Raw genomic sequence first — 25,990 nt, forward strand, 5'->3', positions numbered from 1 at the left:
TCATAATAATGAAAGAAACTCTTAGCTATAACACACCTAATTCTGAAGAAATTCTACAACAAATTAATCAGTATGAATTCGCAAGAATTTGGAAAAAAAACTTATCTAAAAATAACAGGAATCTTATCTGGGGAATTTTCTTCACAATATTGGCTTCATTTATGCTCTTCCGCAAAGATTTTTTCGGATTTCTATTTCTTGGTTTTGGTTTGTTTTATATTTTCTCGTGTATCAACTATATTGTAACGTACCGGAAACACAAAAAGACTTTCAGCCAAATATTAGATAAAGAAACGAAGGATCTTAATCTAAATTCCAAAGATGTACTATGGGAATTTACTGAAACATATTTCAGATTTCAAAATTATAAAGCTGAATTTATATTCAACTGGGAAATGATAACCTATTGCATTCTGGATGACCAATATATTTATATAACATCAAATCCTTATCAACTGAATTTCATTTTAGATAAAGCAAATATTCCCGGAAATAATTATGATAGAACCATTAGCTATCTCAGGGATAAGTCAAAATTACAAACACTTTGAAAATCATTGCATTAAATTAAAATCTTAGTCCAGTTTATTTCATTTTCAAAATCTGCTCTCTTCCCGGGCCTATAGAAAGATACGCTACCGGAATACCCAATTCTGCCTCTAAAAACGATACAAAATCATTTAATTCTTTGGGCAGTTCGGAGGTATTTTGCATATTGTGAAAATCTGCATTCCATCCTTCCATCCATTTCAGTACCGGTTTTGCATTATCCGGAAGTATTGCGGAAACCTTTTCTGTTGTTCCGTCTTCCAGTTCATAGTGTGTACAAATAGCTACTGATTTTAATCCACTTAAAACATCAGCTTTCGTCAACACCAGTTGGGTAACTCCATTGATCATTACAGCATATTGTAAAGCAGGTAAATCTAACCAGCCTATTCTACGTGGCCTTCCTGTATTAGAACCGAATTCATTTCCTTTTATCCTGATCTCTTCCCCCAATTCATCAAAAAGCTCTGTAGGAAACATTCCATTTCCTACCCTTGTACAGTAGGCTTTTGCAATCCCATAGATCTCCCCCATTTTTTTCGGTGAAATACCTAATCCGCTGCAGGCTCCCGCCGCCGTAGTAGACGAAGAGGTTACGTATGGATAAGTACCGTGATCGATATCCAGCATGGATGCCTGAGACCCTTCTGCCAATACACTTTTCCCTTCATTTAAAGCGGTATTTAAATAGATTTCAGTTTCTGTACAGTTGAATCTCTTAAGAAAATCTACCGCTTCAAAGAACTCTTTGCTCATCTCCTCAAAAGAAGGTAAAACCATCCCATTGCCTGTCAGCATTTTATAGTCTCTCTCTAAAATATGTATTATTCTCGTTTGGAAATCTGATGAAAACACATCCCCTACCCTAAGATTTTGTCTCAGTATTTTATTGGAATAAGCCTGCGCAATTCCATTTTTTGTTGTACCTATCATGGTATATTCCGGGCTTTCCTCCATAAAAATATCCAGAAATTTATGAGTGGGTAATACCAAATGAGCTTTTCTGGAAATAATTATATTTTTCTCCGGCTGTAAGGTTTGGTCAAATACCTGAAGATTCAGTATTTCTTTTTTAAAACTTACAGGATCCAGAACGGTTCCAGTTCCAATAACATTCTGTACTGTTTTCATAAAGATCCCCGAAGGAATCATTTTAAGGGTAATTCTTTTTCCGTTTCGCTGTATGCTGTGTCCAGCATTGGAACCTCCATTAAAACGTGCTGTAATATCATAGTTTTCACTGATAAGGTCAATAAACTTTCCCTTTCCTTCATCACCCCACTGTAATCCTAATACAATATCCATATTTTTAATTTTATACTGCAAAATTAGACCAGCCGGACAGCAAGGCCATTGTCATTTGGCAAAAAGCGTGGATTTTAAATTGTATAATGTATAATGTACGTCTGTTTTAAATAAAGTCTAGTGATTGATCATTGTAGGAGACGACCTATGTTCTGCTTCCTATGGAAATAGGTATTATCTGCTTAAATACTATAAAATATTTCTTCTGATCCGGCTTAAGGAAGAGGGTGTAATCCCGAGGTAAGAAGCCAGCATAGATTGAGGAACTCTGTTAGCCAGGCCGGGATAATGGTTTAAAAAATGAATGTAGCGGGCTTTGGCATCCTGGTTCAGCATGATACTCGCTACCTTAAGTTTATTTTCCGCTACAAAGACATGAATTCTCGCAAATAGGACAGGCCATATTGCAATTTCTTTTTCCAGGATTTTAAAATGATCCCAATCAATCACAAACAGTACAGCATCGGTTACCGCTTCAATATATTCGTGAGAAGAAACCTGGTCTGTAAAACCCTGGAAATCTCCAATGAACCGTCCTTCATAGATAAAATACCGGGTAAAATCATCACCCTGCTTATTATAATACAAAGACCTGAAGACTCCTTCCTTCACAAAAGCAATCTTTTTACTTACTTTTCCTGCTTCTACAAAACTGTCACCTTTCTTTACGGTAATCTCCTGGACTCCTTCAGCGATGAGAAGTTCTTCCTGATCACTCAGTACGCCAAATTTTTTGATGTAATTAAAAAGTTCATCCATGATTATTTGCCCACAAATTGGAAAATATAAAGGTATAAAAGTATATCTGTAAAACAATTGTCATTTGACAAAAAGCATACAAACATATACCACATGAGCTTTCAACGGCATATTAATTGCTTGATTTTTAAAAACGTAAGACAATGAAAGCAATTTGGAATGGCGCCATTGGATTCGGTTTAGTAAACATCCCCGTTAAGATTTACTCTGCCACGGAAACCAGCAAATTGGACCTTGATATGCTCGATAAATCTGATTTTTCCAATATTAGATTTAAAAGAGTGAACGAAAATACGGGAAAAGAAGTCAAATGGGAAAATATTGTCAAAGGCTATCTCATGGATGACAAATACATCATTCTGGATGAAGAAGATTATGAAGCTGCAAGTCCCGAAAAGACAAAAATACTTTCTATTGACCAGTTTGTAAAGGAAGTGGAAGTAGACAGTGTCTATTTTGAAACTCCCTATTATCTGGAACCTCAGAAAAATGGTGAAAATGCATACAGGTTATTGCTAAAAGCACTTGAAGAAACAAAAATGGTCGGAATAGGAACTTTCGTTCTCCGCGAAAGCGAAACAATCGGAATGATACGCCCATATAATGATGATATTCTGGTTCTGAACCGCCTGAGATTCGATCAGGAGATAAGAAGCTATTCCGATTTAAAAATTCCTGCTCATAAAGCTCCGAAACCAGCAGAGCTAAAAATGGCGGTAAGCCTTATCAAACAGCTTTCACAGGATTTTGATCCTGCTATGTATAAAGATACGTATTCTGATGATCTGATGAAGATTATTAAGCAGAAAGCGAAAGGTAAAAATATAAAAGCTCACAAAGCTCAGCCTGCTAAAGAAGGCAAAGTGATTGACCTGATGGCCCAGTTGAAGGCCAGTCTGAATAATTCTAAATCTAAATCTGCATCATAATGGCTCTCAAAGATTATCATAAAAAACGAAGGTTCGATGAAACCAGTGAACCTAAGGGAAAAACAAAGAAGAGCAAAAACAAATTGATTTTTGTGATTCAGAGACATGCAGCATCAAGGCTTCACTATGATTTCCGGTTGGAGATGGAAGGTGTTCTGAAAAGCTGGGCAGTGCCTAAAGGCCCATCATTAGATCCACAGGATAAACGCCTGGCTATGATGGTGGAAGATCATCCTTATGACTACAAAGATTTTGAAGGAAATATTCCCGAAGGAAATTACGGAGCGGGGCAAGTGGAAGTATGGGACAGCGGAACTTATGAACCTTTGGAAGAAAACACTAAGCTTTCTGATGAAAAGGAACTGTTGAAAGAACTCCATTCCGGGTCATTAAAGTTTATCTTACACGGTAAAAAGCTGAAAGGTGAGTTTGCTTTAGTTAAGATGAAAAATGCAGAAAATAATGCATGGCTATTAATTAAACATAAAGACGAATTTGCTGAAAGTCCTTATGATGCTGAAGAAAATACTTCCTCAAAATCTTTAGTCACCCAATTTTTAGAGGAAAAAAAAAGCCTGAAAATAAACGCAAAAAAGAAGTCATAACTTCAGAAAAACCTTTCAAAAGCTTTAACTCTTTAACCAACGAAAAAAAATTAAAAACCTTTATCAGGCCTATGCTGGCAAAGCTTTCTGAAGAAGCTTTTAATGATAAGGACTGGGTTTTTGAAATAAAATGGGACGGCTACAGAGCGATAGCAGATCTCAGCCATGAAGAACCTCTCTTCTATTCCAGAAACGGAATTTCATTTTTATCAAAATTTGTAAGCGTAGCCCGTGATTTCAAAAAGCAAAAGCATCCTATGATTCTGGACGGGGAAATTGTAGCCTATGACGATCAGGGAAAGCCCAGTTTTCAACTTTTACAGCAAATTGGCGATAATCCCAATTTAGCTCTTGCTTATCAGGTTTTTGACATCCTATGGCTCAATGGCCACTCAACAGAGGAACTCCCTCTTATCCAGCGAAAGGAGCTTTTAAAAGAAGCCCTGATTGAAACTGAAACCATTAAATACTGTGATCATATCCCTGAAAAAGGGATTGAGTTTTTTGATCAGATGAAAAAATTGAAACTGGAAGGGATGATCGCTAAAAGGGCCAGCAGCCAATATATAGAAAATCAAAGAACCAGTGACTGGCTTAAAATAAAATTCACTAATACTGATGAAGCTATTATCTGCGGTTTTACGGAACCAAGAGGCTCACGCAAGGGTTTTGGAGCCTTAATTTTAGGAAAATATATTGACCATAAGCTTACCTATTGCGGCCATACAGGAACGGGATTCAACCAAAATTCTTTAAAAGAACTTTACGGAAGGCTTCAGAAATTGATCATAAAATCTTCACCCTTTGAAAGTGTCCCTAAAACGAATATGCCAGTAACATGGATAAGACCCGAACTGGTAGGTGAGATTAAATATTCTGAAATTACTAAAGACGGAATCTTCCGGCATCCGGTTTTTATTGCCATTCGTGAAGATAAAGAACCTGAAGAAATTAAAAGCCTTAACAGTCAAAACGAAAAACCTAAAGGAATGAAAGCAAAAGCCACTTCTAAAAGAAATAAACCTTCTGAAAAAGAAACTGAGATGATACTGAACAAGCATCATGTAAAACTCACTAATCAGGATAAGATCTATTTTCCAAAAGATGGTATTACTAAAGGTGATGTGATCGATTATTATCAATCGGTAGCAGATTATATTTTACCTTACTTAAAAAACAGACCATTATCCCTCAACCGTTTTCCCAATGGAATTGAAGAACAGGGCTTTTATCAAAAAGACGCCGGGGATCATATTCCCGACTGGATAAAAACTACAAAAGTATACTCCGAATCGAATGATAAGTACATTGATTATATGTACTGTAACGACAAGGCAACGTTAGCTTATCTCAATAATTTAGGATGCATAGACCTCAATCCGTGGAATAGCTCTCTGCCGGATCTGGAACACCCTGATTATCTGGTTTTGGATCTCGATCCTTCAGCAAAAAACACGTTTGATGAGGTTATTGAGACAGCACTTCAGGTGAATGAAGTTTTACAAACCATCAAAATAAAAGGCTATTGCAAAACTTCAGGGAGTACAGGGATTCACATTTATATTCCGATGGGTGGCAAGTACGAGTTTGACCAGGTAAAAGATTTCGCACATCTACTCATGAAACAGGTGAATGACAGGTTACCGAAGATTACTACTTTAGAAAGAAGCCTTCAAAAAAGGGATCATAAAAAAATTTATCTGGACTATCTCCAAAACCGAACTGGACAAACTCTGGCTAGCGCATATAGCCTGAGGCCAAAACAGGGAGCATCTGTTTCCATGCCAGTGGAATGGGATGAGCTGAGACCGGGATTGAAGCCTACTGATTTTACTATTGATAATAGCCTGGAAAGAATAAAGGAAAAAGGAGATTTGTTTAAACCCACCCTGGGTAAGGGTATTGATATGATGAAGGCTCTGGAGTTGCTGCAGAATGTGGATTAATTTCTATATTTTTGCTACAATTTTACTTCTATCCCATGAATGAATTTATAAAGATTGAACTTGAATTCAATGAAAAGCTGGAAAGAAAAGGCCAGCAATTCTTCTTTCAATATGTTTGGAAAAAGTCATTTTCAAAATTGAAGAAAACAATATTTTTAGGGCTTCTATTTTTAGGGATCGGCTTTTTACCTTTGGAGGAATTTGATACAAGCCCTATTCCTTATATTTTCAAATACATAGGTTTTTTATATGTTGGATTTTTTCTTTTACTTATTATTCAATATTTTAAAAGTAAAAAGAAGACTTACAGATTAATTGAAGAACAGATTGATGATTTTATACAAAAAGATAGAGAACCCAATTCCATAAGTCTTGATAAGAATAATATTACTATTGAAAATCCTTTTAATACCATAAGATCTATCTGGGATAAAACAAGTTATCAATTTGTTGATGAATACCTCATTTTAAATATTTTAAATGACAGGCTATGTTTTATTTTTACAGAAGCTGAGTTTAAAGAAAATGATTATCAAGTTTTAAAAGATTTTATTCAGCAATATTCCCAAAAGAAAGTTGAGCAATAGCTTAATAAAAATCCTGCATTATTGGCTAACGCAGGATTTTTTTTATCATTTTCAAATATAATTATTTATTGTAAACATGAATATCTCTTTGTGGAAAAGGGATTCCTATTCCGGCTTTATCAAGAGCTTCTTTACAGTTGATGATCAGCTCTTCATTCATTTTCCAGAAATTTTCATTTGAGGTGGTCACCCGTACAGATAAGTTTACAGCACTGTCTCCAAGTTCTGTTACCATTACCTGTGGTGCAGGTTCTGTAAAGGCATACTGGTTACTATTGATTACTCTCATTAATATTTCTTTGGTCTGTTTAAGATCCGCATCATAAGCCACACCTATATCCAGAGAAGTTCTTCGGGAACCTAATTGAGTAAAATTGGTAATGCTGTTATTGGATACTACTCCATTTGGGATAACGATAAGTTGGTTTTGGGGAGTGATTAATTTTGTATGAAAAATATCAATAGCCTGAACGGTTCCTGAAACACCGGAATTGGTAGAAATAAAATCGCCTATTTTAAATGGTTTTAGCAGTAAAATAAGAATTCCACCTGCAAAATTAGTCAGTGATCCCTGTAATGCTAAACCTATCGCCAGACCGGCAGCACCAATCATTGCTACAAAAGCTGAAGTCTGCACTCCCAACTGGGTAACCACAACAATAAAAAGAAGAATATTAAGCCCCCAATTAATAATATTTAAAAGGAAAAGCTGTAAAGAAGCTTCCATATTACGCTTTTTAAACGCTTTTGCAACCAGCTTTTTAATCATTCTTATCATCCATGAACCAATCAGGTAGATCAGTACTGCAGAAATTACTGCTGTGATAATTCTTGGCGTCCATGAAATTGCTGAAGATACTAAAGAGTCCCAGTGTTTCTGAATGTTGTTTAATTCTAAATCGTTCATTTTTCTGCTGCTTATTTTAATATTTGTATATCTGTTATTGACTCCTGTACAAGATTTAAAATGAAAATGAGCCATAGCATAACCAGGTTCCAAAAAGAAGCAAGCCTTAACTGTTTTTTAGGTTAAAGTAGAAGTATTATCCATGAAAATAAATTGATTGCGAAACAGAATGGTTCAGCTTACTCAATGATCATTTCAAAAATTGAATCTTAGTACGAAGAAATAATTTTGGTTTTTATAATAGCAAAGAGGGTACCGAACTCCCTTTTTAAAGAAATAAGGTTGTTATTATTATATATAACAAGCAAAGAAAATGATAAAAATATTCATTACACAGATTATTTTAAATCCTAATATTCAAAACATTACGGTAATTTCGCGACTAAGCCTTCCGGCAGAAGTCTCAAAATATGATAAATAATCTTCCATTTAAAATTTGGAACAATAGTAAAGGAATTACCGGCATTGACAATAAATCCGGCTACATAATCCGGTTCCATCATCAAGGATTCATTAAGCTCTAATCCAGCATTGATCTTTGTTCTGATATATCCAATTACCAAAGCATTGACAATAATTTTCCTGGAAGCCAGTTCCTGTCTTAACCCTGCCAGATATTGGGTAAAGGCAGCTTTTGTACTTCCATATACAAAATTGCTTTTTCGTCCTCTTACACCGGATAATGAGGAGAGTCCTACAATTCTTTCCAGATGATTATTGCTTTGATCCATTGCAATAATACTGAGAATAGATACGGCTCCCATATAATTGACTTCCATCATTTGTTTAGCCCTATTAAAATAAGCCAATGCTTTTTCATTATCTACTAAAAAGCCGGCAGCATATACTACAATATGGGGTTTCATTGGGAGTTGATCGTAAAATTTCTGATGAGAATTAAAATCGGCGGCATCAAAAGATAAAACTGTAATTTTATTTTGATCCAAATTATTCTCAGAGACAAAGTCTTTAAGAGATTGGGTATTCCTGGAAGCCGCCATTACAGAAAGTCCTTTTTCAACATATTGCTTGAGACATTGCTTGGCGACATCTGAATTGGCTCCTAAAATAAGAACAGTTTTATTTGCTTTATGATCCATCCGGCAAAGATAATTTCTTTTTTCAAAATGAAAATTAATGGTTATTTGAATAACTATTACATTGTATCAACTGCTTAGTGTATTTTATAAAAAAGAATCGGCGGGTGAACTTCGTTCACCCGCCGATTCAGTCTATTTTCAGGCTGAATTATTTCTTTTCTTCAGTTTCTGTTTCCTTTTTGTCTGCTGTTTTATCAGCAGCTTTTGCTTTATCTCCGAAACGGGTTTCTGTCATTTCTCTTGAGATAGCTGCTTTTTCAAATTTCAGTTTTCCTGATAATGTTTCGATAACAAAACCATCATCCTGAACCTGAGCAATTCTTCCGTGAAGTCCTGAAGTAAGTACAACTCTTGTTCCTACTTTTAGATTTTCCTGGAAATTCTTCTCCTGTTTTTGTTTTCTCATCTGAGGTCTTATCATTAAGAAATAAAACCCTACAAACATCACCCCCATCATGATCAGCATCATAGATGAAGATCCCTGTGGTTGTGCCTGTAAAAATAATGTCAACATATTTTTAAAATTATGGTTGGATGTTCGCAGTGAACGTTAATTTGATTGGAGCTTTCTCTACGTTTGCAAAAACATCTGCATACTTCTGAACATTTCCGTCGAAGTTTGAAGAGTCAAAATGTAGTGTAATTTTCCCTTTTTTACCTGGCATGATAGGTTCTTTTGTGAAGTCAGGAGCTGTACATCCGCATCCAGGCTTAACTTCAGAAATAATCAATGGATTTTTTCCGGTGTTCGTTACTTCATAAACGTGCTCTACTTTATCTCCTTTTTTGATTTTTCCAAAATCGAAGTTGCTTTCAGATAAAGCAATAGAAGTAGAAGGTTCGTTAGAAGCAGGAGCAGCAGGAGCTTCACCTGTTACAGGAGTTGCTGTAGAATCTGCTGTAGCAGGAGCTGTTATTGCTGTAGAGTCAGCAGCTACTGTTTCAGCACTTTGAATTTCTTTGTTTTCTTTTTTACAAGAAACTAATCCCAAGCCTATGATAGATAAGGCGATAATTGATAACGTCTTTTTCATTTTATATTCTATTTTGATCTTTACAATATTTATCTAAAATACCATTAACGAAAATATTGGAACGGTCTGTGGCAAATACTTTTGCAATTTCAATATATTCATTAATAATAACTCTTGAAGGCGTAAACGGAAAATTATCAAGCTCTGAAATTGCTGTTGATAAAATAACTTTATCCATTAAAGAAACCCTTTCCAAATCCCAGTTTTCAAGTCTCTCTTCCAGCTTTTTTTCGTTGTTTTCCCAGTTGTTCAAAGTATCTCTCAATAACTTAGCCGCGAAGCTTTTATCTTCTTCATCTTTAATCATCTTGATTAAAGTTCTGCTTTCTTCATCTTCTTTCAGGAAACCGATGGTTTTCTGTACCATGGAGTTGGCAATATGAATATCATCATACCATGAAAGTTCTTTATCTCCTAAATAATCATGAAAATCATCATTTTCAGCAATATATCTAAGGAATAATTTACCGATAAACTTCTGATCATCTTCAAAAGAATATCCATCTTCTTTCATGAAATCCTGATAACGTTTTCCTGCTGTAATTCTTTGGAAAGTTTTCACCAACAAATCATCGTGCATATCCCACTTCAATTGCTTGTGCTGGCCTGTGAAAAATAATCTCTCAGGATTTTCTTCCAGCTTCTTTAATACTTGATTGTTGATGAATTTTTGGTTAGGATTAATATCAGCATCTGTTTTCAGATACTTATTTTTCCCGATTTCGATCTGATGCTCTGCCAAATCTTTTAGTGCCACCAAAAAATTCAGCTGATAGATGTAAAGATGATAGATTTTCTCTATTCCAGCAAACATGTTTTTCTCTAAAACATCAAACTTTACAGGGTTCTGATAGTACGAATACACTGTTTGTACTAATTTTTCACGGATTTGTCGTCTTCCTAACATTCAAAGAGCTTTTTTATGCCTGCAAAGATACAAAATTTAAAATTGATGAAATTCGTAGTGTGATGACATTTTTGTAATTTTGTAAAACTATATGAAAGCTCTAAAAACCTTAAACCCTTATTTTTGGAAACACAAAATACTATTGTTTTGGGGAGTACTATTTATCATTGCCAGTAACTTTTTTAATATTTATAAAGTTCAGTATGTAGGTAAATCCGTGGATGAACTCACTAAAAACGGGAATCTTGGCTTCAATAACCAGGTTCTTATTTATGTTGCTATCATTGTAGGATGCTCACTGCTGACCGGATTTTTCACCTTCATGATGAGGCAGACTATTATTGTTGCCTCCAGAAGAATTGAATATGAACTTAAAAATAAAATCTACCGGCATTATCAGGATTTGTCTTTAACAGATTATAAGCAAACCACTATTGGAGACTTAATGAACCGGTTAAGTGAAGATGTTGTGGCCGTAAGAATGTATCTGGGACCAGGTGTAATGTATGTGGCGAACCTTATCGTCCTTGTTGTCATCACTTCTATTTATATGGTGAAAACAGATGCTTCCATGACTTTATGGACATTGCTGCCGCTTCCTATTCTATCTTATGCTATTTATAAGGTAAGTTCCATTATCAATAAAAAGTCTAAGGTCATGCAGAAAAGCCAGTCTGCTATTTCAACTTTTGTTCAGGATAGCTTTTCGGGAATCCGGGTGGTAAAGTTTTTTGCAAAAGAAAAATACATCAAAAAGAATTACGGGATCAAAGTAACAGATTATCAGAACAAAGCATTAGATCTTGCTAAAACTGAAGCCTATTTCTTTACCATTATTTTATTTGTAATCGGATTACTGAATGTTGCCGTTATCTGGATTGGTGGTCAGAAATATATTGCAGGAGAATTGAGCATAGGTAAAATTGCCGATTTCTTCATGTATATAAATACCTTAATTTTTCCATTCTCAATGGTAGGCTGGGTTACTTCTGTGAATCAGAGAGCTGAAGCATCGATGCAGAGGATTAATGAATTTATGGATAAGGAGTCTGAAATTGTAAATTCAAACTTTGAGAATTACCCTATCCGGGGCAATATAGAGTTTAGAAATGTTTCTTATGTATATCCAAATACGGGAATCAAAGCACTGGATAATCTAAGTTTTACCATCAATGCCGGCGAATCCTTAGCTATTATGGGGAAAACAGGAAGTGGAAAATCTACCATAGCTCTTCTTCTGTGCAGACTGATTGATCCTACGGAAGGTGAAATTCTTATTGACGGTAAAAACCTTAAAGAACACAATCTCAGCAACTATAGGAATTTTATAGGGTACATTCCTCAGGAAAGCTATTTATTCTCTGATTCCATCGAAAACAACATTGGTTTTGCTATTGATCACCCTTCTCACGAAAAAGTGGTAGAGTATGCTCAGATTGCCGATGTTCACAAAAATATTGCCGAGTTTAAAGAGCAATATAAAACACTTGTGGGTGAACGTGGAGTCATGCTTTCGGGAGGTCAAAAGCAAAGGATCTGTATTGCACGGGCTTTAATTAAGGACCCAAATATCATTATTTTTGACGATTCTTTATCGGCTTTGGATACGGAGACCGAGCAGAATATTCTTGAAAATATTGATAAAAAAATAGGCAATGCGACTTCCATAATTATCACACACAGAGAGTCTAGCGCTCAAAAAGCAGACAAAATCATTAACCTTACGGAAATTGCCAATTCTGTAACTGCTTAGCCATTTCGTTCTCAATTGTTAAATAAATCATAAAAAAAATTTTGTGATTAAAAGAATTCTTTTATATTTGTTCTTAACAAGATTAAAAAATATCTAACAATGAGTGAATACAAGGAACGCCATGAAAATGAAATTTTCACTAAGGTGTTAAAAGCAGGGAGAAGAACTTATTTCTTTGATGTGCGCGAGACGAAAGCAGGAGATTATTATCTTACAATCACTGAGAGTAAGAAAAATTTCGGAGAGAATGGGGAAGCTACATTCGAGAAGCATAAAATTTACCTATATAAGGAAGATTTTAAAAGTTTTCAGGAGATGTTTAATGAGTCCACAGATTTCATCATTAATGAAAAGGGGGAGGATGTAATTTCTGAAAAACATGACAAAGACTTCAAAAGCAAATCTTTCACGATTGATTCTGACGACGAAGTTTAAAAAAAAGAATATCTAAAAACACAAGCATCTGAAAAAGGATGCTTTTTTTTTGTGTAAAAATCTGGCTTATGGCTTATGGCTTATGGCTTATGGCTTATGGCTTATGGCTTATGGCTTAGCAAATTTAAGATTTGAAAAATAAAAAAGTACACCTTTGAAAAGTGTACTTTCTGTATTTTATACGTACTCACGTTTTATTTGTGAGAGTATCGTTGGGTCCTGTATTTCATTGTCTTTAGATAATAACAGTACTTTAGACAATACTTCAGCAGATTTCGGGTCATCATCTGTAAAAGGTAAAAACAGTCGCCCTCTATGCTGAGAGTGAACAGGAAGTATGGAGAGATAATGTCCCGGCACCTGATGGACCACAGCACTTCCCAAATGAACACTATATTCTGCCATATTTCCTTTTATCAATACATGTGAACCTTCAATCTTTATATTCTCAAGTTTAAATAAACGGGCAGTTTCTTTCATCAGTACAGTCCGCATTTCAATAGAAGACTGACTGGCTTCCGGATCCACACCTCCCACATGGGCTACCGATACCACCAGGTCCACATCACGCATCACTTCTGAGAACAGTCTTGGATTGATCTCTTCAAAAGGAATATTCTTAGCATCTTTTAAAGAATGAAATTCTATCGTTTCCAATGTGGGGCTTTCTATATCGGCAGGTGAAAACCAATCGGCCATCGCATAAAGCTTCACCTGGAACCCTTCCTTGTGATACACTTTTTGTAAACCTTCTTCATAATCTACTTTCCATCCACGTGTTTTAAGCAAAGCTAATGTCTGCTTTGGCTGAATCTGATGTCCTGCATACCGACGGGATACAGACTTTTCTTTCAATTCATCAGGAGTAGGAACATACAGTTCTCTGAATATCTGTTTGAACGGCTGAATAAGCTTTTCTTTAAAGCAATAATGCTGGTAATCATTCCAGACTGAATGCTGATGAAAGTCTACACAATGGGCAATACGCAGCGTATGATTCTCATTTAATTCCTGGATTTCACCATCTGTATTGATCAGGTTTCCGTCGTGGAAAAATCCAATTTTATCATCACTGGAAATGAACACCAGTTTCTCTAAATGCTTTACAATAACAGGATGTTCAAAAAGTTTTTTGATTTCAGCAAAAAAGAACTCATCTCCCCTGATCATCGCTTCCTCTAGCCCTTTTCGGGAACGCGTCCATTGCTCACGCATAATTTTACGGTAGTTCCCAAGTTCTATGATCGCTTTATCTTTTTTAATCTTTGGCGGAATAGATTTTAGCTGTTTATCATCTCTGAATACAACAAGTTCTGCTTTACCATTGTCTTCTATAAGTAAACCTACTGTAACGCCGTCAATGGTAACCTGCGTTTCTTTTGATAAAAGATTCTGAATTTGCTTGGTTTCCATAGCCCATGTTAGCCTTATCGGATCAGTATACCCTGCATTTCGGGCTAAGTTTTCTAGTGCTACCCGAATAGCAAGTGCCTCACTCGACTGTTTCATAGAGCCAAATTCCTTGCTTTCTTTTTTGAACTGCTGGATGTATTCGTACCGGTTCAGGACATCTTTCTCAGGGTTAGTTTTACTCAATGGTACCAGTCCATATACACGGAGATAATCCTGATCACGTTTGTCTTTTACTTTTGTTGTTACTTCTTTTATTTTTAAACTTCCAGCCAGCGTGTCGGAATAAAGCCTCGCCCGTCGGTGTCCGTTACCATCAGATATATATTTTGCAGATTCATAAAGCATTTCCCACCGGGCTTTACCAAGTTCTCTGTAAGCTTTTGTAAACCAATCTTTATCCACGGCTCCATCCTTAAACTCCTGAATATCTACTGATGAATATTTTGCAACTTCACTTTCCAGTTTTGCATTCTGTGCTTCATAAGCTCCTGTTTTTGTATGGGCATGCATCCACCAGATCGCTGAATCCAATCCTTTCCAGCCTAAATAATTACTTATCAGCTTTTGCCATTGCGGTGCATATACTGCAGCCTGTATCAGACGAAGTTCTGCAATTTTTTCTTTTTTCGCCATCTCGTTAAATGCTTCCTGCGTATCACTCTCCAACGGATAGCAATTCGAAATAAGCCAGGAAAAGAGTTTCTGCTTCGTTATATTTTCTCCACTATAACTGTATATATAATTGGCATATAACCCGGATTTTCCTAATCCTTTCAGAAGCTGAATAAAACGGCGCGTACCATATATCGTCTGAAACTGCTGTACAAAATGAGAAACAGAGGTGTTGGCATCACCACGAATAAGCTCTATATCCAGAAATTTATCCTGTATTTCTTCAATCATCGGTTTCAGGAATGGAAATACCTCAAGATATTTTTCATTATGATGATAGAATTTGGTGATGGTAAGATCCCTGATCGCAGAATCTGCAGTGAGAATTCCCTCATAAAGCTCTTCCTGGGTAATGGCTTTCAATTCATAGGCTTTGCAGAATACATGGAAGGGAGGAACACTATTTGTTATATTTTCCGGCAACCCATTATACTGCATCCATCGGTATAAATTCCATTGTTTAAGATATTGTTCTTCGGTAAGATTTTTCAACGGTACAGCCCTTAAAAACGCATCAAAAAAGCTCAGTTGTTGCCAGCCATTCCCTTTATACGAATAATAATAGTCTTTACTATCCTTTCCTTTATAGTTAATAATATCTTCAGGAAGATTGGCAAACAGCGTACTGCAGGCATCCAGTAAGAAATCAACTTTTTCCTCGAATACAAACTTATACTGCAGTAAATAAAGGATTTTATTAATCGCATTATCCCAATGATAGTTTCCTTTCGTAGGATTAGGAATAACACCCTGGTTATAGAATACATAATCTTCTAAAAAGTCCCTGAATACTTTCCGGTCACAAGTATCCGCAAAGGTCAGCAAAAACAGATCTCTGGGTTGTAGCCCAGAATCTTTATACCATTGTTCCCAGACTTCAGACAAAGGATAATTTTCAGCGAGCTGCTGAGGAGTAAACCCATCGGTATTATTTTTTATCTGACGGAAAGTATTTCCCATCAATTCTACTGTTACAGAGCCGTTCCAGTCTTCGGATTCATATTCATAATCCTTATGCTGCAGAAATATATCATTAAGCTTTCTTAATTCTTCTTTTACCTGGGCAAGAGGTTGTGAAAATCCATATTTATCTTTTTTAACAGCCTGTGCATACACCGAACTGGCTTCCACTGCTGGTAATGCATATTTTGAGATCACCGAAGGATCATAAAATCCGAATCCGTTTTCAGCAGAAAGTATTTTCTTATCATCGGAAGGATGAAGCTGGTCCAGCAGACTCTGTTCTCTTTCCGACACTTTTGTCTTTTCGGCATACTGCTGTGTCCAGCGAGTAATTTGAACAGGCAGCCTCTTGTTTTTTTGAAGTTGAAGCATCATATCCAAAGAAGCAGCCCGTTGCTCTATATCACCTTTAGTGGTAAGTTCATCAATCAATGGGGTAATTTCGGTGTCATCCTGCGCAAGCACCAGCTCTATAAGCGTCTTACGGAGAGTTCCCCCTTTTCTTTTAAACATATCAAAGAAAATCATTATTTCCTCTTTATGTAAAGGATTCTGATGCAGAACGTTGATTCCTGATGCGATCAGAGATTCACCTCTGTCTTTTATAACCTTAAAGGCAAACTCTTTTTGAAAAGGGGCTACCGTATTCTTCTTTTGTTTCCCAATATTATAAGATAAAGAATAACAGTAAAAATCACCTAAAATATTTCGGGTAAGCAGCTCCCGTAAAGAAAGATCAAACTGATCAAAATAAGAAAGTACAGTATCCAGCTTATGACTGTCTTCTCCTACCAGATAAAACATAGAAGCATATAAATCACTCTTTTTAAAAATAGTAGTAAGCCATGAGAATACTTTTCCCTCAAATTTCTTCTCTTTTATCTGTATTTTTTGAGTCAGCTCATGCAGTTTTTCAAAAAAGTCCGGATAATCTTTATTATTGATAAAAAATTTAGATTTTGTATTGACACTTAATAATTCGGATATTGAATGACCTGCGAATGCCAATACCTGTATATCTCCTTCCAGCACAGCTTTATAATACAGAGGCATCTGAATGTAAGGATTCTGCGTTTCTGTTGCAAATTTTATCGCTAAACACTTTTTTTCGGTATTACCTTTGTCAAACAACTGATGCAGATAAGGTACTGTTTTTTCCACATCCCATACAGCCTGTACCCAAAGCGCCATATAAACCTCAGTATTATTCTTACTTTTTATGGCTTCGGGAATCAACTCAGGATTTTTAAAATAGGTATGAGCCAATGATACAATATTCTTCACTACAGATTCTTTCTCAGCTTCCCATCCTAAGCCCGTCCAGGTATCTACCGCCCGGACAACCGATGAAAAACGAGTAAGTTTATGCTCTACAATGACACGGGTCATATATTCCAAAGCACCAACACTTGTTTCATCCAGGGCTTCTAATATCGTCTGGCGTAATCCTTCTTGACGTTGGGCAGCAAGTAAAAGTTTTTCCACCAGTTCCCAACACTGTTTCTGCTCGCTGTTGAGCAAAGCCTTGATCATATTCAAAGATACTTTTCCCTGAGTGTGTTTATTGAATATAATATCTTCAATCAGTTGATAAATATCCGTATTTCCTGTATCAATAGCTGCCGACCATATATAGAACTGACTGCTGTTATTAGATACTTCATTGTCATATATAATCTGTTCTTCTAATGAAAGGTCATAAAATTCATGATCATAAGCATTCCGCTGCGGAAGACGTAAAAGCCCTCTTATTAAATTGATCTGATTCAGTACTATATATTCTTCACGATGAGGTGCCCGAAACGAACGGCGGTAATACCCCGTCTGATACATTTTATAGGGCATTTTATTCCATACATGCTTCACAAGGTCTGCATTATCCCCAAAGAAATAAACCAATAAATTATAATAGTCCTGATCTTCCCAGAGATCCGATTTTATATGTCCTTTAAGTTTTTCGGCAGTTTTAGAGCCTAAAGTTACAATCTCATAAGAATTAGGTTTTCCACTCAGCAATAAGCCTAATTCGGCTACTTCCTTCTTAAGTAACGGTCTATCCGGAAAAATGTGAGTAGACACGCCATTCTCTGACTGTTCTATCAGGTCTTTTCTTACTTTTTCATAATAATTTGTTATAACCTTTTTCGATTCTAACTTTTCGTTGATTTCCATGTTTTTGATGTTTTAGTATAATAGATTACCAGTAACTTCCCGCCAGAAATGTAAGTCTGATGAAAGTAAAGGTATAAGGTGTGCTTAAGTCTATGGTTTGAGAAAGGTCTTCGAGCTGCTTATCATTATAAAATACAGCAAACATTCCATCCTCAAAAGCCTGAATAGCATTTTCCTGGGCTTTGTATACATCAGCCTTTTTTAAGTTATAAATACTTCCAAAACCTGCTTTTCCGGTATCTGTAAGAATATTGAGATAATTATCCCGAGGAATTTTAGTATCATCTTGATCTTCCAGCTCAAATGATTTTGCATTGAATGCCTCCACTTGCTGCTGAACAATCAGTTGTAATAAATGCTCTAATGTAATATTTGAATCTTTGTAGCTGATCTCAATTTTTTGTTCCGAAAGAACAGGGTGTTTTTTCCCCAACTGCTTTACAGTGACCTTTATTTCCATATTTGAACTTAGTGTGAATAAATATAGGGAAATTTTGTAGTGCTATTGGATCAATTTGAGATTTTATGATGAATATCAAGAAAAGCAGAGGGAAATTTTTAAATGCGGATTGCTTTATAACCTTTATTTACACAAAGGAGTAATAATGAAAGGCTGCTTTTGTCGCTGAATAAACGATATAAAAAAGTTAGCTTCGTCAAATCGATTTTTAATCGATTCATTCTTGGCTCACTTAAAATCAAGCGTAATAAAAATAGAACTTTACATCAAAGAGAAGGGTATTGATGTAAGTTTATATTACCCCCAACTTTTGCACCTGATCTATTACTTACTTATATTATTAGCCCGCTAAAAGCAGCGACTCCATAACAGTAATACCCTTTTTAAGCGCTGATGTGAAGAATATGAAGGAATTGTGGGAAAAATATTCTAAGAAAAAAGAAAAAAACACTCTCATTGAACCTTAGAAACAGGTATAAAATAAAAAAGTACACTTTTAAAAAGTGTACTTTTCTTGGGTGAATGAGGGGTCTCGAACCCCCGACCTTCGGAACCACAATCCGACGCTCTAACCAACTGAGCTACAATCACCGTTTTGTGAGTGCAAATATAGGAAAGATTTTTTAATTACCAAACAATTCCTTCAAAATTTTTCATTGCAATTAACTTCTCAGACGTAAATCCCTCAGCATAAGCCACTCCCGATAAACGCCCTAAATCCTGTGCACGGTAAGTTAAACTCTCATAAAAGTCCTTTGTCGTAATTGGAGTTTCAGGCTCCTTGGAAGCGGGATCATAAAACTGGGTTTTATATGCCATACAGGCTGCCAGTTTTTTATCAAGATGTTCTGAGATATCAATTACAAATTCCGGTTTGATATCTTTCCATTGAATATAATGAAAAATATGCTTGGGTCTCCATACTTCCTGAATCTCACCCTCCTCTACTGTTTCAATTTTTCTAAGCCCAGACAAAAAGCACGCATCCGACACTAATTTTGCTCCTTTTGCATGGTCCGGATGTCTGTCATCAATTGCATTCGCTAAGACGATTTCCGGGCGGTATTTGCGGATCATTTTTACAATCCTCATCTGATATTCTTCAGAATTGACAAGAAAGCCATCTTTCATTCCGAGATTCTCTCTGGCGGAAAGACCTAAAATATTGGCAGCATCTGCAGCTTCCGCTTTTCTTGTTTCATCTGTACCTCTTGTTCCGAGTTCTCCTCTTGTAAGATCTACGACAACACATTTTTTTCCTTCAGAAACCATTTTAGCAATAGTTCCGCCACATCCTAATTCTACATCATCAGGATGTGCTCCAAAAGCAAGTATATCAGTTTTCATATCTCCAAATATAAGGTTTAAAACAAAAACTCCCCAAACATTACGAATGGGAAGTTTTAATATCTATAATTTAAATTTTAAATTACTTATTGATTTCTGCATTTAATTTTACAGCATCCTGGTAAGTAGGATCCAGCTGTAAAGATTTTGCTACATAATCTTTAGCTTTTGCCAGATCAGTATCTTTATTCATATAAGCTACAGCAAAGTAAGCATAAGCCAGAGTCTGCTTGTTAGCTTCCTGGTCAGCAGGTTTTACAGTAGAAATAAATTTCTCATAAGCAATTTTTGCCGCTTCATTATTTCCTGCCTGTTGGTAAGAATACCCCTGGCTGTAGTAAGCTGGTGCCCAATCCGGAAGAAGTGCACTCATTTTTTGCCAAGTAAGAATTGCTCCATTCCAGTTTTTAGCATCCTGATAAGCGGTCGCTAATTTAAATAAAGCATCAGAATCCTGAGCATTAGCTGCAACTTGCTTTTTCAAGCCTTCAATAGTTGGATTAGTTGGTCCTTTATCCGCTTCTGCCTGTGAAGCACCTCCACCTCCGGCAATGTTAGCTAATTCAAGATCCCACTTCATGGTCTCATCTTTAGCAGCTTTTGCAATTGCAATTTTTTGCTGAGATTCAGTAGTTAAAGCAGCTTTTTTAGCAGCATCAGTTTCTGTTTTTGCCAATCCTGCAGCAATAAGTCCCTGTAAACCTTGATCTGCAGGTAATACTCTGGTTTTTTCTGCCTGAGAAACAAAAGTATCCATATTCTGTTTTGCTTCAGCATAATTTCCATCAGCATAAGACTGATACGCTCTTAATTTGAATTTGATAGGATCTTCAATTTTATCAAAGATTTTATCCAATACTGTTTTAGAGTTTACATAATCTTCATTAGTGAAATATAATTTAGCAATTTCCAATTGAGTATATGGATCTTCATCAGCATATTTTGTATAGTTGATAAGGTCTTGCGTAGCCTTAGCATTTTGCTGATATCTGATATCGTAAGAAGCTAATGCTTTATAAGCAGGAGCATAAGTAGCATCTACAGCAATAGCTTTATCAATATTCTGCTTAGCCTGCTGCCATTGTTGAGCGGCCATCCATAAAGTTGCCATTCTTGTATAAACAGATGCCTTATTTTTAGCTAATGGTAAAGCTTTATCATACGCTGACATTGCTTCTCCCGGCATTCTCTTCAATCTGTAGGCATCTCCTAATGTATAATAATAATGTGCAGGCACACCCTTTCTCTCTGCTTTTTCAATAGCCTTGGTCAGGAACTGAATAGCAAGATCCGGAGAACTGTTTTTTTCAAATAAAGTTAATGCTTCAGCAGCTCTGAATAGAACTTCAGCATCTTTTTCTCTGGAATCAGTAACTGCTTTTTGGATTTCAGCGATAGCACTTTTATCACCTTTACTTAATTTTACAGCAGCTAAACCAATCTTGTTAAGATAACTCTTTCCGTCAGCAGCAATCCCTTTATTAAAGCTTTCAATAGCTTTAGCATAATCTGGCTCACCCTGTCTTAAGAAAGTATTTCCTAAATAGAAGTAGTTCTCAGCAGTAGGCTCTTTAGTGATCATATCAGTGAAATTAGTTTTTGCCTGAGCAAATTTATCACTGTCTATACTGTTGATACCATCCTGCAGTGTTTGTGCAGAGGTAAAACCGGCAAAAAATACCACAGCTGCTCCAAAAGCAATCTTCTTTACATTCATATTCATTATATCTTTCATTTTAAATTTCTAATATTTGAGTTATATTATACACAATTTTCAGACCAAAATAACACTTTTTGCGAAGCTATATTGCGAATTTAATAATTTTTAACGCATCTGCACCTCTCTACGGTATACGTTGTAAGGCTGTAAACCTTCTTTCTGAACAATTTTCTGTCCTAAATGAGTACATGAAAATCTCATAAAGCCATTAGCAATGTTAAAATTACCTTCGTTAGCCAGAAAATAAAGAACTCTTGTAAATGGGTATTCCATTGAACGAAGATTTTCAAAATCAGGCGTATATTGTTTTCCATTTTGTACAACAGGAAGCACCTTAACCATTTCTCTTAACTTTTCAGAGGCTTTGTCGTAGGGACGGCTAAAGGTATTTAACCCCACTACTCCAATTTTATCCGGATACTGAGCTAATTCTTCTATGATTTTCTTATTCCCGGGAATAATTGAAAACTTAAGATCTTTCGGCTGTTTTTTCAGCTTTTCAGCAACAAAATTCAAGTTACTGGAATTCGTACCATCAAAAATAAAATTCTTGTTCTCAGATAGCATTCCCTCATTAATCTCATTCATTGAAATATTTTCTTTTGGAGAGTTTTTAGGAACCACAAAGACAACAGCATCAGCAGCAAACTTTGAAGGTAAAAACTTTAAATCGGTTCTTTCTTCGTAAGTTTTCACTTCTTCTGTAGTCAGGTTTCTAGACATTACAATAACCTTTGCCTTCCCATTCAGGAGGTCAAGAAGTCCTAAATCCTCTTTTTGTGTAGCCACTTTAATACGTGTTTCCGGGTAGTTGATCATGTAGCCGTCGGCTAATGCTTCTGTAACACTTTGAAAAGATTCGTCAGTATAAATTGTAAGGTCACCTTTATTGTAAGACGGAGATTTCTCTTCCTTTTTGCAGTTGATGAGCATTATACTCAGAATAAAAACAACTACAATCTTAAAACTATTCTTCATTCTTTGATTTTTTAATTTTTGAAAGCGCCCTGTAGATCCTGAATATTCCATAAATAATCAGAACAGTTCCCATTGCATAGGCAATAGCAGGTTCCAAAATTGTAAAAAAGAATTTATAGATAATGACTACAATTCCTAAAACGATATAAAACAATCCCGTAACCAGGGATAACCAATTGAACATCATGTAACAAAAATACAAAAAAAATAAAAAGAGAAGCATATGCCTCTCTTTTTATTTATATTATGAATAAATAAGTCTAATTATTCAAAGTTCATAGTAAATGGAACGCTATAGTAAGATCTAACGCTTTCTCCATTTCTTTTCGCTGGAGTCCACTTTTTAAGTTTCTTAACTACACGAATCGCTTCACTGTTGAAGTCGCCATTTGGAGATTTCTCTTCAATGGTAACTCCAGAAACAGTTCCGTCTTTTTCTACAACGAACTTAAGCTTAGCTTTAAGCGTACCTTCACCTCCTTCCATTAGAGAAGTATCGAAGTTATCTCCTAAGAACTTTCTTAATGCACCCATACCTCCAGGATATTCTGCAGACTGGTCTACATCTTTGTAGATCTCGTTAGGATTATTCGCTTTTACTTCCACAGTACTAGCTTTAGTACCTGTAGATGGTGGTGGCGGCGGTGGCGTATAAGCCGGAGCTTTAACCCCCTCCTGATTGTTCAAACCAGTTGTTGTTTCCAACTGCTTAGAAATCGGTGGTGGTGGAGTTTCAATTTTCGGAGCTTTTACAGGCTCAGGAACCACGTTCTGGATGACCTCAATTTTCTCCTCTTCTTTTGGAGGTGGAGGTGGTGGAGGTGGTTCTTCTTCTTTTGGCTGCTCAATAATTTTATCTTCCTGAAGAATTTCTACCAAGTCTGCCTTCACTTCTTGCTTAGGCGGTTCAGTAAGTCTCTTAATGGTAAGATAAATAAAAGGAGACAATGCCGCAACCAGGAATAATGCCGTTCCAACAATAAATGATTTTGTCAGAAGTCTCGGATACTGATGTCTAAGATCGTAGGCACCATATTCCTTGTTTCTATTTTCAAATACAATCTCGTCTAAAGTAAGATTTTGATTGTATACATTTTCATCTGCCATAGATTTTTACAATTTTATGGTTAAATTACTTTGTTGCTGGTGCTGCAGGAGCTCCAGAGTTACCAACCTTCTTATTATAAATAGCTTGTTCCCAAGGCTTCACATCGGTTACCCCGTATTGCTCACTTTTAGTAATTGCCATTTCGTCAAGAATATCTACAAAGTTCTTATATACAGCATCGTCAGTCGGTTTGATAATAACAGTAAATTTAGTTTTATCTGCCGCGTTTGCTTTTGCCTGCTCAATTACTTTTCTAATCCCTTCTCTATCGAAAGAAGTTTCATTAAGATTCTGATCAGTTAAAGAAGTATTATCCTGCTGATGCCAAAAAATCCTATTGTCTTTACCCAATAATAAAGAAATTGAGTTAGAAAGTTTAATCTCTGTTGGAGGTGGTTTTTGTTTTTCATCTTTCGGTTTAGCCGGAAGACCCAAATCCATTACATTCGGTTTGCTAAATGTGGTTGTGAACATAAAGAAGGTAATCAATAGAAAACCCAAGTCCACCATAGGAGTCATATCGACTCTGGTATTCTGCTTCTTGGAACGTACCTTGCCGCCTTTGCCGCCTTTTTCCTGTACTTGTACTTCTGCCATTTCTAATGATATATTATTGTTTACCCTCTTGTGATGTAATCAACCAGAATTTAAGAAAATCAATATCTCTTAAACCTTCAAATAGGCTTTTAACTTTAGGATACTGAGTCGTAACATCACCCTTGATTGCTAATTTGTAATCAGGATTTACGCTCAAACTCTGCTGTACCCAGTCAACTAACTGCTTATTTGTACTATCCATAGGAATCCCTTTAGGACTCTTGAAATTTTTCTGTTCCTCATCTGACAAATCGAGATAGCTTTTCAGTTGGTTCATAGGAACCCCAATAGCTTGTACTTTCTGAAATGATGCTTTTTGTTTGTTGTCAAAAGTAATATTATACTTTTGGCCCATTTTGTCTAAAAGCTGTAATCTCTCTGATGCATTCTCTACTGGCTGGAAATAAAATTTTCCGTCCGGAGTAGCGTTGATGGTCATCAAACTTGCGTCAGGAAGTAACTTCTCTGATATTGAAGATGGCGGTTTAATCTGCTCCACGTCAGGTTTTTTAAACTGAGTGGTCAAGATAAAGAATGTAAGTAGTAGGAACGCAACGTCACACATCGCGGTCATGTCCGTCACTACTCCATGTCTTTTTGGTTTGACTCTCGCCATTATTATAAAATATTTTTAATTAAACTTCTTTTAATTGCCAATGCAAATACCTTGCTAATTCTTAGTTGAATTCAGCGAAAGACTGCTGGATACTCATAGAGATCTCGTCGATCTTGTAAGTTAATCCATCAATTTTAGAAGTAAAGAAGTTGTAAAGGATAATAGCGATTGCTGAAGTACCAATACCTAAAGCTGTGTTAATCAATGCTTCAGAGATACCTGTAGAAAGTGCAGCAGCATCCGGAGTACCTCCTCCTGAACCTAATGCGAAGAATGCCTTGATCATCCCGATTACCGTTCCTAAAAGTGCGATTAGCGTAGCAACTGTACCTAAAGTAGAAAGGATCATCATGTTTTTCTCAAGCATTGGCATCTCAAGAGTAGTAGCCTCTTCGATAGCTTTGTTAAGAGCTACCATTTTCTGCTCTTTATTTAAAGTTGTATCGTGAGAAAGAGCTTTGTAAGTAGTAAGACCTTCTTTTACTACGTTTCCTACTGAACCTTGTTGTCTGTCGCACTCTTCAAGAGCTTCATCAATTTTGTTTTGGTTTAGTAAGCTTCTTACTTGTACAACGAAGTTGTCTAAGTTTCCTTTTCCGGCAGCTTTACCAAGTACGAAATATCTTTCAAAAGAGAAAACAATTACCGTAATCATGAAAGTAATCAAGATTGGTACAATAACCCCTCCTTTGTAGATAATACCTAAAAACGACTCTGGGTGAATGTCTTTTCCTTCAACACTTGAGAAAGCTACAGAACCACTACCTAGTTTGTCTGCATCTTTAAAGTTTCCTGGGTTACCAAGAACGAATAAATAAATACAAATTCCTATAGCAAATAGAATAGGAATAATAACAGCTGGATTTAAACCTCCCGCTTTTCTAGCAACTACTTGCTCATCATTTTTTGAAACATTCATTTCCATATTTAACTAAATTATATTGTTTTAAATTTTTACAGGGTGTAAATTAAAGGCAAAATTAATTAAAATGCAAGAGTCTTAATTAAACATTTTGCTTTTTTTTGATAAAGAAAAATTAATACGATTTTAAAATAATAATTATTCTTAGATATTTTATATATTTTTTCCAAATTTAACATTTGAGTTAAAAAATCAAAAAAATTAGT

At 35.9% G+C, this 25,990-nt stretch carries 24 protein-coding genes and 1 tRNA gene; 7 read left to right on the forward strand and 18 right to left on the reverse strand.

Annotated features, from left to right (window positions below):
• Positions 1 to 8: 8 nt before the first annotated feature.
• Complete coding sequence (locus MP478_RS20470; protein ID WP_257189936.1) at positions 9 to 551, forward strand: hypothetical protein; 543 nt, start codon at positions 9 to 11, stop codon at positions 549 to 551.
• Positions 552 to 585: 34 nt separating this feature from the next.
• Here MP478_RS20470 and MP478_RS20475 read toward each other — a convergent pair whose 3' ends face one another.
• Positions 586 to 1,854, reverse strand: coding sequence for an adenylosuccinate synthase (locus MP478_RS20475; protein ID WP_257201504.1), 1,269 nt, complete (start codon positions 1,852 to 1,854; stop codon positions 586 to 588).
• A 189-nt stretch (positions 1,855 to 2,043) separates the two neighbouring features.
• Positions 2,044 to 2,613, reverse strand: coding sequence for a Crp/Fnr family transcriptional regulator (locus MP478_RS20480; protein WP_230037513.1), 570 nt, complete (start codon positions 2,611 to 2,613; stop codon positions 2,044 to 2,046).
• Positions 2,614 to 2,756: 143 nt separating this feature from the next.
• On the opposite strand from MP478_RS20480, the gene MP478_RS20485 reads away from it, so the two are divergent.
• The 4 genes from MP478_RS20485 to MP478_RS20500 all read left to right on the forward strand — a co-directional run bounded on the left by MP478_RS20485 (position 2,757) and on the right by MP478_RS20500 (position 6,680).
• Positions 2,757 to 3,542 carry a Ku protein gene (locus MP478_RS20485; RefSeq protein WP_257201506.1) on the forward strand — a complete coding sequence of 262 codons (786 nt, stop codon included), beginning with the start codon at positions 2,757 to 2,759 and terminating at the stop codon, positions 3,540 to 3,542.
• Positions 3,542 to 4,147 carry a DNA polymerase ligase N-terminal domain-containing protein gene (locus MP478_RS20490; protein WP_257189941.1) on the forward strand — a complete coding sequence of 202 codons (606 nt, stop codon included), beginning with the start codon at positions 3,542 to 3,544 and terminating at the stop codon, positions 4,145 to 4,147. Before MP478_RS20485 ends, MP478_RS20490 begins: the two co-directional genes overlap by 1 nt.
• Before the next feature lie 71 nt (positions 4,148 to 4,218).
• A complete protein-coding gene (gene ligD / locus MP478_RS20495; protein ID WP_257201507.1) occupies positions 4,219 to 6,093 on the forward strand; it encodes a DNA ligase D in 1,875 nt (624 codons plus the stop codon).
• A 35-nt stretch (positions 6,094 to 6,128) separates the two neighbouring features.
• Entirely contained in the window at positions 6,129 to 6,680 is a 552-nt protein-coding gene (locus tag MP478_RS20500; protein WP_257201508.1) for a hypothetical protein, read from the forward strand.
• Between the two features lie 61 nt (positions 6,681 to 6,741).
• Here MP478_RS20500 and MP478_RS20505 read toward each other — a convergent pair whose 3' ends face one another.
• The 5 genes from MP478_RS20505 to nusB form a co-directional block, all read right to left on the reverse strand.
• Positions 6,742 to 7,587, reverse strand: a complete 846-nt coding sequence (locus tag MP478_RS20505) for a mechanosensitive ion channel family protein (protein ID WP_257201509.1) — start codon at positions 7,585 to 7,587, stop codon at positions 6,742 to 6,744.
• Positions 7,588 to 7,952: 365 nt separating this feature from the next.
• On the reverse strand, positions 7,953 to 8,687 hold the full coding sequence (locus MP478_RS20510; RefSeq protein ID WP_257201510.1) for an SDR family NAD(P)-dependent oxidoreductase: 735 nt from the start codon (positions 8,685 to 8,687) through the stop codon (positions 7,953 to 7,955).
• Between the two features lie 148 nt (positions 8,688 to 8,835).
• Entirely contained in the window at positions 8,836 to 9,201 is a 366-nt protein-coding gene (gene yajC, locus MP478_RS20515; RefSeq protein WP_257201511.1) for a preprotein translocase subunit YajC, read from the reverse strand.
• Positions 9,202 to 9,211: 10 nt separating this feature from the next.
• Positions 9,212 to 9,721: a DUF1573 domain-containing protein gene (locus tag MP478_RS20520; RefSeq protein ID WP_257189948.1), complete on the reverse strand. Its 510-nt coding sequence runs from the start codon at positions 9,719 to 9,721 to the stop codon at positions 9,212 to 9,214.
• Position 9,722: 1 nt separating this feature from the next.
• A complete protein-coding gene (gene nusB / locus MP478_RS20525) occupies positions 9,723 to 10,628 on the reverse strand; it encodes a transcription antitermination factor NusB (protein WP_257189949.1) in 906 nt (301 codons plus the stop codon).
• Positions 10,629 to 10,719: 91 nt separating this feature from the next.
• Between nusB and MP478_RS20530 the strand changes: the two genes are divergently transcribed.
• Together MP478_RS20530 and MP478_RS20535 are read left to right on the forward strand one after the other, a co-directional pair.
• On the forward strand, positions 10,720 to 12,381 hold the full coding sequence (locus MP478_RS20530) for an ABC transporter ATP-binding protein (RefSeq protein WP_257201512.1): 1,662 nt from the start codon (positions 10,720 to 10,722) through the stop codon (positions 12,379 to 12,381).
• Between the two features lie 99 nt (positions 12,382 to 12,480).
• The gene (locus tag MP478_RS20535; protein WP_034701927.1) at positions 12,481 to 12,816 is read left to right on the forward strand and encodes a DUF3276 family protein; all 336 of its coding nucleotides are present in this window, start codon (positions 12,481 to 12,483) and stop codon (positions 12,814 to 12,816) included.
• A gap of 177 nt (positions 12,817 to 12,993) precedes the next feature.
• Here the strand turns inward: MP478_RS20535 and MP478_RS20540 are convergent, their stop codons facing one another.
• From MP478_RS20540 to MP478_RS20590, 11 genes are all read right to left on the reverse strand, one after another.
• Positions 12,994 to 18,036, reverse strand: coding sequence for a DUF4132 domain-containing protein (locus MP478_RS20540; protein ID WP_257201513.1), 5,043 nt, complete (start codon positions 18,034 to 18,036; stop codon positions 12,994 to 12,996).
• A gap of 25 nt (positions 18,037 to 18,061) precedes the next feature.
• Complete coding sequence (locus tag MP478_RS20545) at positions 18,062 to 18,496, reverse strand: hypothetical protein (protein WP_257201514.1); 435 nt, start codon at positions 18,494 to 18,496, stop codon at positions 18,062 to 18,064.
• 516 nt (positions 18,497 to 19,012) lie between these two features.
• Positions 19,013 to 19,088: transfer RNA gene (locus tag MP478_RS20550), tRNA-His, on the reverse strand.
• Positions 19,089 to 19,123: 35 nt separating this feature from the next.
• Positions 19,124 to 19,843, reverse strand: coding sequence for a bacillithiol biosynthesis deacetylase BshB1 (bshB1, locus tag MP478_RS20555; protein WP_257201515.1), 720 nt, complete (start codon positions 19,841 to 19,843; stop codon positions 19,124 to 19,126).
• An 82-nt stretch (positions 19,844 to 19,925) separates the two neighbouring features.
• The gene (locus MP478_RS20560) at positions 19,926 to 21,578 is read right to left on the reverse strand and encodes a tetratricopeptide repeat protein (protein ID WP_257201516.1); all 1,653 of its coding nucleotides are present in this window, start codon (positions 21,576 to 21,578) and stop codon (positions 19,926 to 19,928) included.
• Positions 21,579 to 21,668: 90 nt separating this feature from the next.
• The gene (locus tag MP478_RS20565) at positions 21,669 to 22,541 is read right to left on the reverse strand and encodes a PstS family phosphate ABC transporter substrate-binding protein (RefSeq protein WP_230037493.1); all 873 of its coding nucleotides are present in this window, start codon (positions 22,539 to 22,541) and stop codon (positions 21,669 to 21,671) included.
• Positions 22,531 to 22,728: a DUF308 domain-containing protein gene (locus tag MP478_RS20570; RefSeq protein WP_230037492.1), complete on the reverse strand. Its 198-nt coding sequence runs from the start codon at positions 22,726 to 22,728 to the stop codon at positions 22,531 to 22,533. Before MP478_RS20570 ends, MP478_RS20565 begins: the two co-directional genes overlap by 11 nt.
• Before the next feature lie 77 nt (positions 22,729 to 22,805).
• The gene (locus MP478_RS20575) at positions 22,806 to 23,648 is read right to left on the reverse strand and encodes an energy transducer TonB (RefSeq protein WP_230037490.1); all 843 of its coding nucleotides are present in this window, start codon (positions 23,646 to 23,648) and stop codon (positions 22,806 to 22,808) included.
• A gap of 25 nt (positions 23,649 to 23,673) precedes the next feature.
• Positions 23,674 to 24,246, reverse strand: a complete 573-nt coding sequence (locus MP478_RS20580) for a biopolymer transporter ExbD (RefSeq protein WP_230037488.1) — start codon at positions 24,244 to 24,246, stop codon at positions 23,674 to 23,676.
• Between the two features lie 13 nt (positions 24,247 to 24,259).
• On the reverse strand, positions 24,260 to 24,862 hold the full coding sequence (locus tag MP478_RS20585; RefSeq protein WP_230037486.1) for a biopolymer transporter ExbD: 603 nt from the start codon (positions 24,860 to 24,862) through the stop codon (positions 24,260 to 24,262).
• 61 nt (positions 24,863 to 24,923) lie between these two features.
• Positions 24,924 to 25,787, reverse strand: coding sequence for a MotA/TolQ/ExbB proton channel family protein (locus MP478_RS20590; protein ID WP_047488818.1), 864 nt, complete (start codon positions 25,785 to 25,787; stop codon positions 24,924 to 24,926).
• Positions 25,788 to 25,990 lie beyond the last annotated feature (203 nt).

The organism is Chryseobacterium sp. WG14 (assembly GCF_024586945.1).
Classification (GTDB): domain Bacteria; phylum Bacteroidota; class Bacteroidia; order Flavobacteriales; family Weeksellaceae; genus Chryseobacterium.